The 14393-nt window shown below is 76.1% G+C and carries 15 protein-coding genes; 7 read left to right on the forward strand and 8 right to left on the reverse strand.

Annotated features, from left to right (window positions below; translation table 11 throughout):
- Window positions 1-34: 34 nt before the first annotated feature.
- From KDL28_RS30940 to KDL28_RS30950, 3 genes are all read right to left on the reverse strand, one after another.
- A complete protein-coding gene (locus tag KDL28_RS30940) occupies window positions 35-1108 on the reverse strand; it encodes a DUF4037 domain-containing protein (protein ID WP_252444268.1) in 1074 nt (357 codons plus the stop codon).
- A gap of 46 nt (window positions 1109-1154) precedes the next feature.
- The gene (locus KDL28_RS30945; RefSeq protein ID WP_252444269.1) at window positions 1155-1379 is read right to left on the reverse strand and encodes a hypothetical protein; all 225 of its coding nucleotides are present in this window, start codon (window positions 1377-1379) and stop codon (window positions 1155-1157) included.
- A 263-nt stretch (window positions 1380-1642) separates the two neighbouring features.
- On the reverse strand, window positions 1643-2506 hold the full coding sequence (locus tag KDL28_RS30950) for an aminoglycoside adenylyltransferase domain-containing protein (RefSeq protein ID WP_252444270.1): 864 nt from the start codon (window positions 2504-2506) through the stop codon (window positions 1643-1645).
- 38 nt (window positions 2507-2544) lie between these two features.
- Here KDL28_RS30950 and KDL28_RS30955 point away from each other — a divergent pair, with 38 nt between their 5' ends.
- Window positions 2545-2925, forward strand: coding sequence for a VOC family protein (locus KDL28_RS30955; protein WP_252444271.1), 381 nt, complete (start codon window positions 2545-2547; stop codon window positions 2923-2925).
- Window positions 2926-2960: 35 nt separating this feature from the next.
- On the opposite strand, the gene KDL28_RS30960 is transcribed toward KDL28_RS30955, so the two are convergent.
- A complete protein-coding gene (locus KDL28_RS30960) occupies window positions 2961-3329 on the reverse strand; it encodes a VOC family protein (RefSeq protein WP_252444272.1) in 369 nt (122 codons plus the stop codon).
- Window positions 3330-3375: 46 nt separating this feature from the next.
- On the opposite strand from KDL28_RS30960, the gene KDL28_RS30965 reads away from it, so the two are divergent.
- A complete protein-coding gene (locus KDL28_RS30965; RefSeq protein ID WP_252444285.1) occupies window positions 3376-4029 on the forward strand; it encodes a helix-turn-helix domain-containing protein in 654 nt (217 codons plus the stop codon).
- 37 nt (window positions 4030-4066) lie between these two features.
- Here the strand turns inward: KDL28_RS30965 and KDL28_RS30970 are convergent, their stop codons facing one another.
- Complete coding sequence (locus KDL28_RS30970) at window positions 4067-5056, reverse strand: LacI family DNA-binding transcriptional regulator (protein ID WP_252444273.1); 990 nt, start codon at window positions 5054-5056, stop codon at window positions 4067-4069.
- A gap of 105 nt (window positions 5057-5161) precedes the next feature.
- On the opposite strand from KDL28_RS30970, the gene KDL28_RS30975 reads away from it, so the two are divergent.
- Window positions 5162-6172: a Gfo/Idh/MocA family oxidoreductase gene (locus KDL28_RS30975; protein ID WP_252444274.1), complete on the forward strand. Its 1011-nt coding sequence runs from the start codon at window positions 5162-5164 to the stop codon at window positions 6170-6172.
- On the forward strand, window positions 6172-6942 hold the full coding sequence (locus tag KDL28_RS30980) for a TIM barrel protein (RefSeq protein ID WP_252444275.1): 771 nt from the start codon (window positions 6172-6174) through the stop codon (window positions 6940-6942). The genes KDL28_RS30975 and KDL28_RS30980 overlap by 1 nt, the downstream gene beginning before the upstream one ends.
- A gap of 104 nt (window positions 6943-7046) precedes the next feature.
- Here KDL28_RS30980 and KDL28_RS30985 read toward each other — a convergent pair whose 3' ends face one another.
- Both KDL28_RS30985 and KDL28_RS30990 read right to left on the reverse strand, forming a co-directional pair.
- Window positions 7047-7859 (reverse strand): phytanoyl-CoA dioxygenase family protein, encoded by an 813-nt coding sequence (locus KDL28_RS30985; protein WP_252444276.1) that lies wholly within the window; start codon window positions 7857-7859, stop codon window positions 7047-7049.
- A gap of 262 nt (window positions 7860-8121) precedes the next feature.
- Window positions 8122-10110 (reverse strand): elongation factor G, encoded by a 1989-nt coding sequence (locus KDL28_RS30990; RefSeq protein WP_252444277.1) that lies wholly within the window; start codon window positions 10108-10110, stop codon window positions 8122-8124.
- Between the two features lie 147 nt (window positions 10111-10257).
- Here KDL28_RS30990 and KDL28_RS30995 point away from each other — a divergent pair, with 147 nt between their 5' ends.
- Both KDL28_RS30995 and KDL28_RS31000 read left to right on the forward strand, forming a co-directional pair.
- A complete protein-coding gene (locus tag KDL28_RS30995) occupies window positions 10258-11286 on the forward strand; it encodes an RNA polymerase subunit sigma-70 (protein ID WP_252444278.1) in 1029 nt (342 codons plus the stop codon).
- Window positions 11287-11357: 71 nt separating this feature from the next.
- Entirely contained in the window at window positions 11358-11942 is a 585-nt protein-coding gene (locus tag KDL28_RS31000) for a dihydrofolate reductase family protein (RefSeq protein ID WP_252444279.1), read from the forward strand.
- Between the two features lie 189 nt (window positions 11943-12131).
- Here the strand turns inward: KDL28_RS31000 and KDL28_RS31005 are convergent, their stop codons facing one another.
- A complete protein-coding gene (locus KDL28_RS31005) occupies window positions 12132-12473 on the reverse strand; it encodes a DUF3817 domain-containing protein (protein ID WP_252444280.1) in 342 nt (113 codons plus the stop codon).
- Between the two features lie 162 nt (window positions 12474-12635).
- Here KDL28_RS31005 and KDL28_RS31010 point away from each other — a divergent pair, with 162 nt between their 5' ends.
- Window positions 12636-14288 carry an ArnT family glycosyltransferase gene (locus KDL28_RS31010; protein WP_252444281.1) on the forward strand — a complete coding sequence of 551 codons (1653 nt, stop codon included), beginning with the start codon at window positions 12636-12638 and terminating at the stop codon, window positions 14286-14288.
- Window positions 14289-14393: the final 105 nt, after the last annotated feature.

Below are 14393 nucleotides of genomic sequence, written 5' to 3' on the forward strand. Positions count from 1 at the left end.
GCGGTGCTCGGCTGTCCTGCGCCCTCGGCCGGGGTCAGCCGTCGTGGACGGCCCGCAAGCGGCGGACGACGCCGGGCGCGCTGAGCACGTCGGTGCCGTCCGCGAACTGGTCGACGGACCCGACCGGGGGCAGCTCCAGCAGCCGGGGGTCGGCGACCGCCCGCCGGCAGGCCGCGGCGAACCGGCCCGCGTCCAGCACCGCGAAGCCGCGGCCGTGGAACGACCGGACCGCGGTGTCGACCGGCTCGGTCAGCCCGGCCGCGTTGTGCGCCCGGGCGACGACGCCGTACGCCTCGACGAGCGCGGCCTCGCGCGCCGGGAGGTCGGCGGCGGCCAGGACCCGGACGAGCGCGGGCCCGAGCGCGGCCGCGACCGGCAGCCGCGCGAACGCGGTGCCGAACCACTTGGCGTAGGGCCAGTAGCGCCCGGTCAGCAGGAACGCCAGCCGCATCAGCTCGCGGGCCAGCCGGGCCGCCACCAGCCGCGAGCCCAGCTCGTCGCCGACCTGGGCGGTGCGCCCGACGAACGCCTCCTCCTGGGCGATGCGCGTCCACTGGCAGGCCAGCAGCCAGCGGTGCACCGGCGGCGGGAACCACGCCAGCGCCTCCCGGGCCCGTCGCAGGCCGCCGTCGTGGTCGAGGTGGACCGCTCCCGCCGTGACCTCCAGCAGCGCCTGCTGCGGGGTGGTGAGCCAGTCGGCCGTCGTCGGGCCGTCCGCCGGGTCGAAGCCCAGCCGGTCGCGCAGCCAGTCGTCCAGCGCGGCGACCTGCACGTGGTGGCGCACGGGCACGGAGTCCCAGCCGAAGCGCACCGGCCACCCGCGGAACCGCTCGGGCAGCCCGGCGTCGACCACCCGCCGGACGTCGTCGACGCGCTCCCGCGCCACGAAGACCTGCATCCGCGGGCCCCACCCGTGGTCGGTGGAGACCGGGGTGTCGTAGCCGAGCACGTCCGAGCCGGTGCCCAGCAGCGCGGCCGAGTGGGGCACGCCCACGAGCAGCGGCCCCACGACCTCGGCGTGGAACGCGGCGCTCAGCTCCCGCCCGGGCACGAAACCGGCGTCCGGGCCCCGGCCGGGGTGATCGGCCGGGACGGGGTGGGCGGGCACCCCCCGACTGTGCCCGCCCGCCCCGCCCCGGTCGATCGGGTTGCGGTCAGTCGAGCGGGGCGTCCGGCCGGTACGGGCACGTCCGGCAGTGGTCGACGGTGGCCAGCAGGCCGTTCAGGCGTGCGCGCTCCTCGGCGTTGCGCCGACGCTCGTCGGCGATGTGGTTCCAGGCCTGGTCCACCGATCGGCTCTTGATCATCCCGACCAGCACCGCCAGGACCACGAGCAGCACGAACCCCCCGAACCCGATCCCGATCAATCCGACTTCCATCAGAGACAGACCCCCTCAGGGGGCGTCGACCGCAGGCCGCGCCCCGCGCGTGGCCCGCCGTGGTGCGGACCGTTGAGATATCGCTAAGAGTGCATTAAGACTGCTCGCTGCTTGCGAGTGAGCTTAGTGCTATATAGCTGATTGCGCCACTGCTATGGCGTGCTGTCCAGCGGTGTTGTGTCGGTCGGCGACGTGACGATGCGATAGCTGCCGCCACTGCACGGTTGGCCCCCCGCACGTCCTGGCGCTGATCGAGCAGACGGTCAGCCGCGCCGCGCCGGACGGGACGCCCGCCCCGGACCCGCCGCCCCCGCCGCGATGACCGCGGCCACGAAGGCGAGCGCGTCGCGGCGGCGGGCCACCGGGCTCGCGTAGCGCGGGCGCCCGGGCGCCGCGGTGCGCAGCCGCAGGCACTCGTCGAGCACGCGGTGCCAGCGCCGGTCGAAGGTCTCCAGTGCGTACCGGGCGGCGTCGCTCTTCGAGCAGATCAGCCCGGTGTGCAGGGTGTGGTGGATGCGGGCGACGCCGAGCACCCCCCACACCGGCAGCCAGTGCGTCAGGGAGAGGGCGCCTGCCGGCGACAGCCACCGCGAGCAGCCCGCGTGCCAGCGCCGCCAGTAGCCGTCGAGGTTGGCGCGCAGCCACTCGTCCAGCCGGGCGCGGTCGGTGCGGACGTCGAGCTCGGCGCGGTCGGGCCCGCGCACGGCCACCGCCAGCTGGGCCACCTCCTGCCAGCGCACCGGATCGCCCGTGCCGCCGCGGTCGACGCGGCCGCCGTGCGCCTGGACCAGGCCGGTCGCGGCCAGCGGGTCGCCCGCGAGGTCGTGCCGGGTCAGGTAGAGGCCGTCCACGGGCGGGCGGCCGCGCACGGCGGCGTGCCCGCGGTGCACCCCGGCCAGCGCCTCGACCGCGGCGTCGTCCGGTGCTGCCGCGACGAGCGCGACGAAGTCGATGTCGCTGCGCGCCGCGCCGGAGGGCGCCCACCGGGTCGGGCCGCGGCCGGTGCGGAAGTCGCCCATGGCCGCGGACCCGGTCAGGTACAGGCCCTCGACCAGACCGGGGACGGCCCGGTCGAGCTCGTCGAGGTGCGTGCGGACGGTGTCCTCGACGAGGGCGGGCAGCTCCACGACCGGACATCCTGCCGCGCCGCGGCTACCGTCCGCGCATGGCCTGCCGGATCACCGAGCTCGTCCTGGACACCCACGACCCCGAAGCCCTCGCCCGGTGGTGGTGCGCGGTGCTCGACTACCGCGTCATCGACCGGGAGGACGACGGGAGCGTGGAGATCGGATCCGGGGACGCGCGGCAGCCGACCATCGTGTTCGGGGCGGGCGCCGGGCCCAAGCGGGAGAAGCTGCGGCTGCACATCGACGTCAACGCCACCGACCGCGAGCCGGCGGCCGAGCTCGAGCGGCTGCTGGAGCTGGGCGCGAAGCCGGTCGACATCGGGCAGACCGGCGACGAGGGCTGGCACGTGCTCAGCGACCCCGAGGGCAACGAGTTCTGCCTGCTCGGTTTCCGGGTGCAGCCGCTGCCGACGGGCTGATCCCCCGTCCGGGCCGCGGATGCCCGGCCGCCCGGTCAGCCGTCGGCCTGGGAGAAGACGCCCAGCACGGTGCCCGCCGGGTCGGCGATCAGCGCGTAGATCTCCGGCGGCTCGCCGTGCGCGGGCTCGACGACCCGGCCACCGGCCGCGCGGACCACGTCGAGGGTGGCCTCGACGTCGGCGACCAGCACGTGCACCAGCAGGCCCGGCCGGTCGGCGGGCGGGAGCCCGGTCTCGAAGTGGCCGCTCACCTCGCCGACGCTGTCGTCGAAGGCGACCGTGCCGGACTCCTTGCGGCGCAGTCGCCAGCCGAAGACCGTCGTGTAGAACGCCGCCGACTCCTCGACGTCGAGGGCCGGGAGCTGCAGGTAGCTGATCTTGCCGGGGGCGAGCGTCGGCGCCACGGCTCCTCGATTCGGCTATGGTCCGTCCCTAGTGAATAGCGTGAGCATGGCACCGGGCGACGGCGGGGGCAAGCGCCGGTACCACTCGCCCGGTCGCGCCGAACGCGCCCGGCGCACGCGGGCCGCCGTGCTGGCCGCCGCCCACGAGCTGTTCGTGGCCCGCGGCTACGCGGGCACCACCATCCGCGCCGTCGCCACCGCGGCCGGCGTGTCGGTGCCGACCGTGGAACAGGCGTTCGGCACCAAGCGCGGCCTGCTCAAGCACGTCGTGGACGTGGCCAGGGCCGGCGACGACGAGCCGGTCGCGATCCTCGACCGGCCGCCCGCCCTGGCCGCGGCCGCCGCCGCGGACGCCGCGGACTTCCTGGCCGCCGCGACCGCCGAGATCGCTGTGGTCGCCGCCCGGGTCGCGGCGGTACAGGCGGTGCTGGCCACCGCGGCCGCGGCCGACCCGGAGATCGCCGCGCTGGCCCGCGAGATCGACGCGCAGCGCCGGGTCGTGGCGGCCTGGCTGGTCGACGGCGTACGCACGCGGGCAGGGCTGCGGGGCGAGCGGGAACGGGCCGTCGACGCGGTCTGGACGCTGCTCGACCCGGTGGTGCACGGCAGGCTCACCGCGGGCTGCGGGTGGTCGAGCGGGGAGTTCGCCGACTGGCTGGCCGACGCGCTCGGCCGGTTGCTGCTGCCCGACCGGGGCTGAACCCCGATCCGGGACGGGCGGACGCCGGTGCCGCCGGCTAACGGGGGGCCGTGGTCGACCGGGCGACCAGCCGCGGCGCGACCACCAGCTCGCGCTCGGCGACGGGCTCGCCGTCCAGGCGCTGCACCGCGCGGGTCACCGCGAGCTCGGTGAGCCGGTCGGCGTCCTGGGCCACGGTCGTCAGCGCGACGTGCGAGAGCCGGGCCAGCCTGCTGTCGTCGTAGCCGACGACGCCGAGCCGCCCCGGCACGTCCACCCCGGCCCGCCGCACGACGTCGAGCAGGCCGGTGGCGCAGCGGTCGTTGAACACCGTGACCGCGTCCGGCAGGCCCTCGGCCAGCAGGACGCGCGCGGCCGCGGCCCCGTCGTCCTCGGTGAGCCCGCCGGGGACGAGCCGCGGGTCCAGGCCGTGCGCCGCCATCGCCGCGCCGTAGCCCCGGCGGCGCTCGGCCGCCCCGGGCGCCCGCCCGCCGTCGACGTGGGCGATGCGCCGGTGCCCCAGCCCGACCAGGTGCTCGACGGCCAGCCGCAGGCCCTCGTCGTCGGCGGTGCGCACGACGTCGACCGCCCGGTGCCGCACCGCCCTGGCCACCACGACGACGGGCAGCTGCGCGGCCAGCGCGGCCAGTCGCGACGTCGGCATGCCCGGCCCGAGCAGCACCAGCGCCTCGCAGCGGTCCTGCAGCAGCCCGGCGACGGCGCGCTCCTCGTCGCGGCGGGGGGTGACCGCGGACAGCGCGACGTCGTAGCCGAGCCGCTCGGCGGCGAGGTAGAGCCCGTCGACGAGATCGCCGTGGAAGGCGTGCTGGACGCCGAACACCACGCCGAGCAGCCGGCTGCGCCCGCGGCTGAGCAGCCGGGCCCGCGCGTCGGGCCGGTAGCCGATCTCGTCGGCGGCGCGCCGGACGCGCTCGCGGGTGCGCGGGCTCGCGCCGGGCGCGTCGCGGATGACGATCGAGACGAGCGCGCGGGACACGCCCGCCCGGGCCGCCACGTCCTCCAGCGTCGGGCGTCGGGGGCCGGCCATGCCGGGAACCTATCACTAGAGCGCTCTAGGGCCAGGCCTTGACCAGCTGGCCTGACGGCGCGCATCCTGCTAGAGCGCTCTAGTCGATGATGAGGGAGGTGCGCCGTGGGTGACCTGCGGGTGGCGTTGATCGGTGCGGGCCGGATGGGGTCGTTCCACGGGGAGACGCTGGCCAGGCGGGTGCCGGGAGCGGCGCTCGTGGCCGTCGTCGACCCGCAGCCGGGAGCGGCCGAGCGGCTCGCCGCCGCGCTGGGCGCCGGGTCCGCGGGCACCGACCCGGCACCCGTGCTGGCCGACCCCGGCGTCGACGCCGTCGTCATCGCCGCGCCCGCCCGGCTGCACGCCGACCTGGTCGTCGCGGCCGCGGCCGCGGGCAAGCACGTCTTCTGCGAGAAGCCGATGGCGCTCACCCCGGCCGAGGCCGAGCGGGCCACGAAGGCCGCGACCGGTGCGGGTGTGCTGCTGCAGGTCGGGTTCAACCGGCGGTTCGCCGCCGACTGGGTCGCCGCCCGCGAGCTCCTCGACGCCGGCCTGCTCGGCACGCCTCGGCTGCTGCGCTCGCTCACCCGCGACCCCGGCGGCTTCGACCCGTCCCGGGTGCCGCCGAACACGATCTTCCTGGAGACGCTGATCCACGACTTCGACACCGTCCGGTTCCTCAACCCGGGCGCCGAGGCCGTCGAGGTGCACGCCATCGCCGACGCGCTCGTCGAACCGGCCTGGCGCGACCGCGGCCTGCTCGACACCGCGGTCGTCACGATCCGCTTCGACAACGGCGCCACCGCCGTCACCGAGGCCTGCTTCGAGGCCGCCTACGGCTACGACGTGCGCGGCGAGGTGTTCGGTTCCGGCGGCATGGCGACCATGGGCGACGGCAGGCGCACCGGCATGGTGTTCTCCGGCGCCGACGGCCGCGCGGTCGCCACCGCCCGCAGCGACCAGGAGCTGCTGCGCGAGGCCTACGTCGCCGAGCTGGCCGCGTTCGTCGCCGCCGTGCGGGGCGGCGGTCCGGTGCCCGTCGGGGGTGAGGACGCCAGGGCCGCGCTGGTGATCGCGGCCGCGGCCGTCGAGTCGGTCCGCACCGGCCGCCCCGTCCGCACGGCCGAGGTCGGCTGATGCAGCTGGCCGTCTGCGCCGAGATGGTCTACCTCGACCTGCCCTTCGCGCAGCGCGTGCGGCGGATCGCCGAGCGCGGCTTCCTGGTCGAGATCTGGGACTGGACCAGCAAGGACGTCGAGGAGCTCGTCGCCACCGGAGCCCGCTTCTCCTCGATGACCGGCTACGTCACCGGCACCCTGGCCGACGAGGACGGGGCCGCGGAGCTGCTGCGCACCGCGGAGCACGCGCTGGAGGTGGCCGAGCGGCTCGACTGCCCCCGGCTGAACGTGCACGGCACCGGTCTCGACGCCCGCGGCCTGCCGGTGCGCCCGAGCGAGGTCGCCACCCCCGCGATGTGGCTCACCGCCGCCCGCACCCTGGGCCGGCTGGCCGAGCTGGGCGAGCGCGCCGGGCGGGTTTTCACCCTGGAGAACCTCAACACCGCCCTCGACCACCCCGGCACGCCGTTCGCCCGCGCCGCCGACACGCTCGCCCTGGTGGAGGCCGTCGACCATCCCAACCTGCGGATGAACCTCGACCTCTACCACGCCCAGATCGGCGAGGGGAACCTGGTGGCGCTGGTCGAGCGGGCCGGCCCGGCCATCGGCGAGATCCAGGTCGCCGACGTCCCCGGCCGCTGCGAACCCGGCACCGGGGAGATCCACTACCCGGCGGTGGCCCGGGCGCTGCGGCGCGCCGGCTACACCGGGGTGGTCGGCCTGGAGGGCTGGGCGTCTGGTGACCCCGACACCGCCCTCGACCGCTTCCGCGAGGCCTTCACCCCCTGACCACCGTCGCCCCTCGCCCCTGCGCACCCGCCCCGCGCCCCACCCCCGGTTCAGGAAAGCCACGATGCTGCCCGCAGAGGGCGGGAACGTGGCTTTTCCTGAACTCAGGAGGGCGCGGAGGAGGGTGCGGACGAGGAGGTGGCGGCCAGTCCCCGGCGGATCGCCTCGGCCACCGGAGTGGGGGCGTCGAGGTCCTGCTCGGCGGTCGGGAGCAGCGGCGGCTGGGCCATGAACCGGGGCGCCGTGCCGCGGTGCGGCTGGGCGGCGTGCACCAGGAACGGGTGCACCAGGTAGACGTCGCCGGGGGCGCCGGTGGCCAGCGCCGTCGGGCGGTGCTCGGTCGCCGGAACGGCCTCGCCGGCGAACGCGAAGAACTCGGCGCCGGCATCGCCGTGCGGAGCCAGCAGCGGCGCGACGTCGAGGTGGGAGCCCACCCGTACGCGGGTCGGCGCGTCCGCCTCGCCGACCTCGGAGAACAGGAACAGCATCAGCAGCGCCCGGCCCCGCGAGCGCAGGTTGAGCCGGAAGCGGGCGGGGTCGTCCGGGTCGGCGAAGCTGCCCTCGACGTGCCAGCCCGCGTCGCCCGGGTCGTCCGGGTGCGGGAAGCGGATGGGGAACGTGCCCAGCCCCGCGCGGGGGTGCCACCCGCCCGGCCCGACCAGCTGGTCGAACGCGGCGTGCAGCCGGGGCGTGCGGGCGGCGGCCTGGAACGGCGGATCGCTCCGGCCGTTGATCCGCACGACCGGCCGCGTCCAGGTGCTCGGGTCGCCGGGGTCGGCCCCGGTCTCCGCGCGGACCTGCTCCCACAGCAGGGCGCGGCACTCGTCGGCCAGCGCGACCGGGAACGCCCCCTCCAGGCGGACGAACCCGTCGGCGACGAACTGCTCGATCTCGGCGGCGCTCAACGGCTCAGACATCCCCACCACCCTGCCTTCTCCTGATCCCGCCCTCCACCCGTTTCCGCGCCCCCCGGTTCAGGAAGGCCACATCCGCGCCGGGTCGACGCCATCGGCTGCCCGCCCCGCCCCGCCCCGCCTCGCCGCCCACCCCGCCGCTCGTGTCAGGAAAGCCACCATCAGTACACCTGGCGTCCTGATGGTGGCTTTCCTGACCCCCGGGCAGGCAGGGCAGGGCAGGGCGGGGCAGGGGCGCGGCGGGGGCGCGGCGGGGGAGTGGGGGTCAGCGCAGGCCGGGGCCTTGGCGCAGGCGGCGGAGGTAGTCGTCGGGGTCGAGGGGGTCGCCGTCGAGCGGTCCGGTCGCCGTGGACGGCCGCGTGGGCGGGCGCCCGCGCACCTCCCGGTACCGGGCGAACTCGGCGTCCAGCAGCGCCTCCCCCCGTGTGAGCCCGGGCAGGCGCTGCTCCAGTTCGTGCACCCGAGCCGCGGGGATCTCGCCGTCCACGACGCAGCCGGTGCCCTCGACGCGGGGCGGGCCGGGCACGCCGTCCAGCCGGGCCAGCACGGGGAGCACCGCGATGAGCGCGTCGGCCGGGATCTCCAGCCGGAACCGGTGCACGGGTTCGTGCACCGAGGTCCCGGCGACGGCCAGCGCCCGGCGCAGGACGAGCGGGGTCAGGTTGCGGAAGTCGGTGGCGGTGCTCGACATCGACTTGTCGAAGGTGCCGTGGGAGTGGCTCTGGCGGGCCCAGTAGCCGGAGCGGGTCATGGTGACGACGCAGTCGCCGACCTGCCAGCCGCGCAGCCCGCGGCGCAGGGTGGCGGTCACGCCGTCGCGCACGGCGGTGAAGAACGCGGGCGGCATCGAGCCGAGCTCGACCTCCAGGTCGAACCGCACCCCGGAGCCGGGTTCGCCCGGCTCGACCCGCAGCCCGACGGTGGCCAGGAACGGGTTGGCGCCGGTGTCGATGACCTCGGCGGCCTCGCCGGTGCCGACGACCCGCTCGACGCACAGCGTCGTCGTCTCCCGGAAGGTGACGCGGATGCCGAACTCCTCGGCGAGGGTGGCGGTGATGACCTCCTTCTGGACCTCGCCGTAGAGCGACACCGCGGGTTCGGTGTCGCGGTCGTCCTGGCGCAGGTCGATCAGCGGGTCCTGCTCGGCGAGCTGGGCCAGCGCGGCGTAGAGGGCGCCGCGGTCGCCGGGGCGGTCGGGTACGACGACGGATTCCAGGCTGGGCGGCGCGAACTGCCCGCGACCGGGCGGTCCGGGCGGGGGTTCGCCGATCGGGTCGCCGATGCGGACGTCGCGCAGCCCGACCAGGGTGCCGATGCGCCCGGCGCCGAGCGCGCCGCGCGGCACGGCCTCGCCGTCGTCGAACACGCGTATCGCGGTGACCCGGCCGGCGGGCAGCCGGTCGCGGACCCGGACGGTGCCGGAGAACAGCCGGGCGTAGGCGATCCGCTCGCCCGCCGCCCCGCGCTCGATCTTGAACACGGTGCCCGAGACCGGGCCGTCGGGGTCTCCGCCCGAGGTCGGCAGGAGCGTCGCGATGCCCTCGGTCAGCTCGTCCACCCCGGCGCCGGTGATCGCCGAGCCGAAGAACACCGGGTGCACCAACGTCCGCGCCGTCTGGGTGGCCAGCGCCCGGCGCGCCCGCTCCGGCGCCACGGCGGTGTCGTCGACGAACGCGGCGAGCAGTTCGTCGTCGTGCTCGGCGAGGCGGGGGACGAGCTCGGCGGCAAGCCGCGCGCCGTCGTGCGGCACGAAGCGGGCGTCGCGGTCGCCGGCGCCGGCCGTGGTGCCCATCGCCACCAGCGCCGGGGTGAGCCGCTGGGCCATGGCCCGCAGCACGGCGGGCTCGTCGGCGCCCCGCCGGTCGATCTTGTTGACGAAGACGAGCGTGGGGATGCCCAGCCTGCGCAGGGTGCGCATGAGCACCCGGGTCTGGGCCTGCACGCCCTCGACGGCCGAGACCACCAGGACGGCGCCGTCGAGCACGCCCAGGACGCGCTCGACCTCGGCCACGAAGTCGGGGTGGCCGGGGGTGTCGATGAGGTTGACGGTGACGCCGTGCACCGCGAACGACACCACCGCGGACTTGATGGTGATGCCGCGGCGACGCTCGAGCTCGAGGGTGTCGGTGCGGGTGCTGCCGCGGTCGACGCTGCCCGGCTCGTCGACCACGCCGGCGGCGTGCAGCAGCCGCTCGGTGAGGCTGGTCTTACCGGCGTCGACGTGCGCCAGGATGCCGAGGTTGAGACATGCCATGCCGTGTCAGGTCCTTGGGGGAGGAGGGATGCGTGGACACGGGCGCAGCTGGCATGGCGTCCTCCCCGGGGGCGTCGGATGGCGGATCGCAGTGGACCCCACCGCCCGTCGGCGGGCAACCGGGTTTCTCCCGGTTAGGGTCGCGGGGTGGACGACCGCGCCGAGGCCGACCTGCTCGAGCGGGCCCGCACCGGCGACGACGCCGCCTTCGCGCGGCTGGTCGCGCCCTACCGCGACGAGCTGGTCGCGCACGGCTACCGGATGCTCGGCTCCCGCCAGGACGCCGAGGACGCCCTGCAGGAGGCGCTGATCGGGGCGTGGCGCGGGCTGGCCGGGTTCGCGGGGCGCAGCTCCCTGCGCACCTGGCTGTACCGGATCCTCACCCACGCCTGCCTGCGGCTGGCCGAGCGCAGGCGGCGGCTGCTCTCGCCCGCGTACGGGCCGCCGCGCCGCGCCACCGCCGACCTCGGCGCGCCCGTGCCCGGCCCGGTGTGGATGGAGCCGTGGATGGACGAGCCGGTCTCCGACGAGCCCGGCCCGGACGCCCGCTACCTGCGCCGCGAGGGCGTCGAGCTGGCGTTCGTCGCGGCGCTGCAGCACCTGCCCGCCGTCCAGCGCGCGGTGCTGATCCTGCGCGAGGTGCTGGAGTTCCCGGCCGCGGAGGTGGCCCGGATGCTCGACACCACCCCGGCCTCGGTGAACAGCGCGCTGCAGCGCGCCCGCAAGGCCGTCGACGAGCGGGTGCCGGGCCCGAGCCAGCGGGTCGAGCTGGCCGCGCTCGGCGACGAGGGCCGTCGCGAGCTCGTCGAGGCGTTCGTCGGGGCGTGGGAGCGGGCCGACGTGGCGGCGATCGCGGAGCTGCTGGCCGAGGACGTCCGGTTCACGATGCCGCCGTTGCCCGCCTGGTTCGACGGGCGGGAGGACGTCGTGCGGTTCTTCGCCGAGCGGGTCTTCGCCACGCCGTGGCGGCTGGTGCCGATCAGCGCCAACGGACAGCCCGCCTTCGCCTGCTACCAGCGCGATCCCGACGACGGCCGGTTCCGCCTGGGGGCGGTCAACCTGCTGGCCGTGCGCGCGGGCCGGATCGTGGAGATCGCCGGGTTCATCGACCCGGCCGTCGGCGCCGCGTCCGGGCTGCCCGCGGAACTTCCGGGGGAATCCGCCGCGGTGCGATGAATTCGCGGCGCGGGCCGTCTCTGTCCCCGTGAACGCGTGCCGAAGGCGCACGCAGAGGACGGGAGAACCCGATGCGCAAGCTGGTCGTCGCCGCCATCACCTCGCTGGACGGCTACTGCGAGGGCCCGGGCGGCGACGTGATGGTGCTGCCCATGGACCACACCTTCGACGAGCACAACGCCGAGCGGCTGCGCTCGGCGAGCACCCTGCTGCTGGGGAGGAACACGTTCCAGGGCTTCCTGCGGTTCTGGCCGCCGGTCGCCGCCGACCCCGCCGAGCGCCCGGTGGAGCGGGAGATCTCCCGGCGCAACAGCGCGATCGAGAAGGTCGTCGTCTCCGACGGGCTCACCCCGGCCGGCACCGGCGTCTGGGCGGGGACCACCCGGATCGTGTCGCGGGCGCAGGCGCACGCGGAGGTCGCGGCCCTGAAGGAGGGCGATGGCGGCGACGTCCTGGTGTTCGGCAGCCGGACGATGTGGCACGACCTGCTGCGCGCGGGCCTGGTCGACGAGCTGTACCTCATGGTGGGGCCGGTCGTGCTGGGCGGCGGTTCGCCGACGCTGCCGGTGGGTGCGGCGCTGCGGCTGCTGGAGGCGCGCACCCGGCGCGACTCGGACAACGTCCTGCTGCGCTACGACGCCCGCCCCACCGCCTGACCGGCACGGCGACTCCCATCGCGGTGAGCGGCCACCGGCCTCGGTCCGGATGGTGACCAGCGCGTCGCGCGGGTCGTGCTCCCCGGTCAGCAGCGCCCGCAGCGGGGGTCGTCCGGGGCGTCGCGGGTCATGGCGCGCACGGTAGGCCGGTGGGTGGGCCCCGACCCGCCGTGCGACGCCGTCACGGCCTCACGCGACGGCCGCCCCCAGCCGCCCGGTCCGCCGGGCGCGGCGCTCGAACCACAGCGTGGCCAGCGGTGGGATGCTGCACAGCAGCGCGACGACCAGCGTCGAGGTGGGCCAGCGCAGGGCGCGGGCCGCCCACACCGAGACGACGAGGTAGGCCACGAACATCGCGCCGTGGATCGGGCCGAACACCTGCACGCCGATCTCGTTGCCGACCACGACGTACTTGAACAGCATCCCGATCAGCAGGCCTGCCCACGAGCAGGCCTCGGCGACGGCGACCGCGCGGAACAGGCGGGCGGCGCGGGCGGCGGCCAGGGTGGTCGGGGTGTCCTGGGCTGTCATCGGTGCGGCTCCACGGATCGGGACGGGCGGGTGTCGCTCCCACTCTGCCCGATCCCCCCACCGAACTTCTACCGGGTGTCGAAACTCGACGATGTGACGCCGGGGGCTTGCCGGTTCCCGGTCCGTTGTGGATGGCTGTGGCCCGGGGATCGGGGGGCGCTGATGAGCACGCGCGAGCGGACGAGGGCCGGGTCGGGGCTGCCCGCGGTGGCGTGGGGACCGGTGGCCGTCGTGCTGGCGGTGCAGGCCGCCGTGCTGACGGCGTTCTCCGGGCGCTACGGCTTCCACCGCGACGAGCTGTACTTCCTGGTCGCCGGGCAGCGCCTGGACTGGGGCTACGTCGACCAGCCCCCGCTCACCCCGGCGCTGACCCGGCTGGCCACCGACCTGCTCGGGGCCACCCCGATGGGCCTGCGGGTGGTCGCGACCCTCTGCGGGGTGGGCACCGCGCTGCTCGTCGCGCTCATCGCCCGCGAGCTGGTGGGCCCGGTCGGAGGTTCGCCCGGGGTCTCGGCTGCCCGGCTCCACGCTGGACGCACCGGCGGACAACCCGAGTACGACCAGGTACGAGGGCTGCCGGCCGGCACGCCCAGCGAGAAGCCGGATCCCCCGATACCCCAGACGAACCTCCGACCGCGACCACCAGACGGCGGCCGCGCGGCGCAGGTGCTCGCCGCGGCGGCCACGGCGCTGGGCACGTTCGTGCTGGTCGTGACCCACATGGTCTCGACGACGTCGATCGACCTCGTGGTCTGGACGGCGCTGGCGCTGGTGCTGCTGCGGCTCACCCGCACCGGCGACGGGCGATGGTGGGTGCCGGCCGGGCTGCTGGCCGGGATCGGGCTGCAGAACAAGTGGCTGGTGCTGCTGCTCTGCGCGGGCTGGGCGGTGGCGCTGGCGATCGTCGGGCCGCGCCGGGTGCTGCGCAGCGGCTGGCTGCTCGTCGGCGTGCTGGCCGCGCTCGCGGTGGCCGCGCCCTCGCTGGTGTGGCAGGCGGCCAACGGCTGGCCGCAGCTCGACCTGGCCTCCGGGATCAGCGAGTCCGACGGCGGGGAGAACCGGGTTCTGCTCGTGCCGATGCAGGTCGCGTTCCTGTCTCCGGTGCTGGTGCCCACGCTGGTCGCCGGGGTGCGGCGGGTGTGGCGCGAGCCCGGGCTGCGCTGGGCGCGGGCCTCAGTGCTGGTGTACCCGGTCGTCGCCGTGGTCGCACTGGTGCTGGGCGGCAAGCCCTACTACGTGGTGCCGCCGGCGTTCGTGCTGCTCGCGGCCGGTGCGGAACCGACCGTGCGGTGGCTGGCCGGTGGCGCGGCCCGGCGGGCGTGGGCGGCGGTGGCCGCGGGGGTCGGGGTGGCGGTGTCGGCCGTCGTCGGGTTGCCGGTGCTACCGGCGGCGCAGCTCGGGCCGGTGCTGGCGATGAACCAGGAGGCGGGGGAGCAGGTCGGTTGGCCGGAGCTCGCCGACACGGTCGCCACCGCATGGTCCGCCCTGCCGGCGGACGAACGGGCGTCGGCCGTGCTGTTCACCAGCAACTACGGGCAGGCTGGCGCGCTCGACCACTACGGCCCCGAGCGCGGGCTGCCGCCGGCCCACTCCGGGCACATGTCCTACGCCGACTGGGGCCCGCCGCCCGACACCGCGACCGGACCGGTCCTCGTGGTGGGCGAGGCCGCGGCGCGCTTCACCGGCTGCGCCCCGGTCGCGACCCACCGCAGCCCCGACGGCGTCGACAACGACGAGGACGGCACCGTCGTCTCCCGCTGCGCGGCCCCGCCCTCCTGGTCGCGGGCCTGGCCTGCCCTCCGCCACGGCTACTGAGGGATCGGCGTCCTCGCAGAGGCAGCGTGGTCCTCGCAGGGATCACAGCACCTGCGAGGCCCGCCGGGGGGGGGCGGGGCCCCGCGGGACGCCGCGCCCCCGCAG

Source organism: Pseudonocardia humida, from assembly GCF_023898865.1.
Lineage (GTDB): Bacteria > Actinomycetota > Actinomycetes > Mycobacteriales > Pseudonocardiaceae > Pseudonocardia > Pseudonocardia humida.

Excerpts from the sequence above, each read along its gene's own strand:
- KDL28_RS31010 (WP_252444281.1), top strand. The coding sequence starts at position 12,636 with ATGAGCACGCGCGAGCGGACGAGGGCCGGGTCGGGGCTGCCCGCGGTG.
- KDL28_RS30970 (WP_252444273.1), bottom strand. The coding sequence starts at position 5,056 with ATGGCCGGCCCCCGACGCCCGACGCTGGAGGACGTGGCGGCCCGGGCG.
- KDL28_RS30955 (WP_252444271.1), top strand. The coding sequence starts at position 2,545 with ATGGCCTGCCGGATCACCGAGCTCGTCCTGGACACCCACGACCCCGAA.
- KDL28_RS30985 (WP_252444276.1), bottom strand. The coding sequence starts at position 7,859 with ATGTCTGAGCCGTTGAGCGCCGCCGAGATCGAGCAGTTCGTCGCCGAC.
- KDL28_RS30945 (WP_252444269.1), bottom strand. The coding sequence starts at position 1,379 with ATGGAAGTCGGATTGATCGGGATCGGGTTCGGGGGGTTCGTGCTGCTC.
- KDL28_RS31005 (WP_252444280.1), bottom strand. The coding sequence starts at position 12,473 with ATGACAGCCCAGGACACCCCGACCACCCTGGCCGCCGCCCGCGCCGCC.
- KDL28_RS30965 (WP_252444285.1), top strand. The coding sequence starts at position 3,376 with ATGGCACCGGGCGACGGCGGGGGCAAGCGCCGGTACCACTCGCCCGGT.
- KDL28_RS30990 (WP_252444277.1), bottom strand. The coding sequence starts at position 10,110 with ATGGCATGTCTCAACCTCGGCATCCTGGCGCACGTCGACGCCGGTAAG.
- KDL28_RS31000 (WP_252444279.1), top strand. The coding sequence starts at position 11,358 with ATGCGCAAGCTGGTCGTCGCCGCCATCACCTCGCTGGACGGCTACTGC.
- KDL28_RS30980 (WP_252444275.1), top strand. The coding sequence starts at position 6,172 with ATGCAGCTGGCCGTCTGCGCCGAGATGGTCTACCTCGACCTGCCCTTC.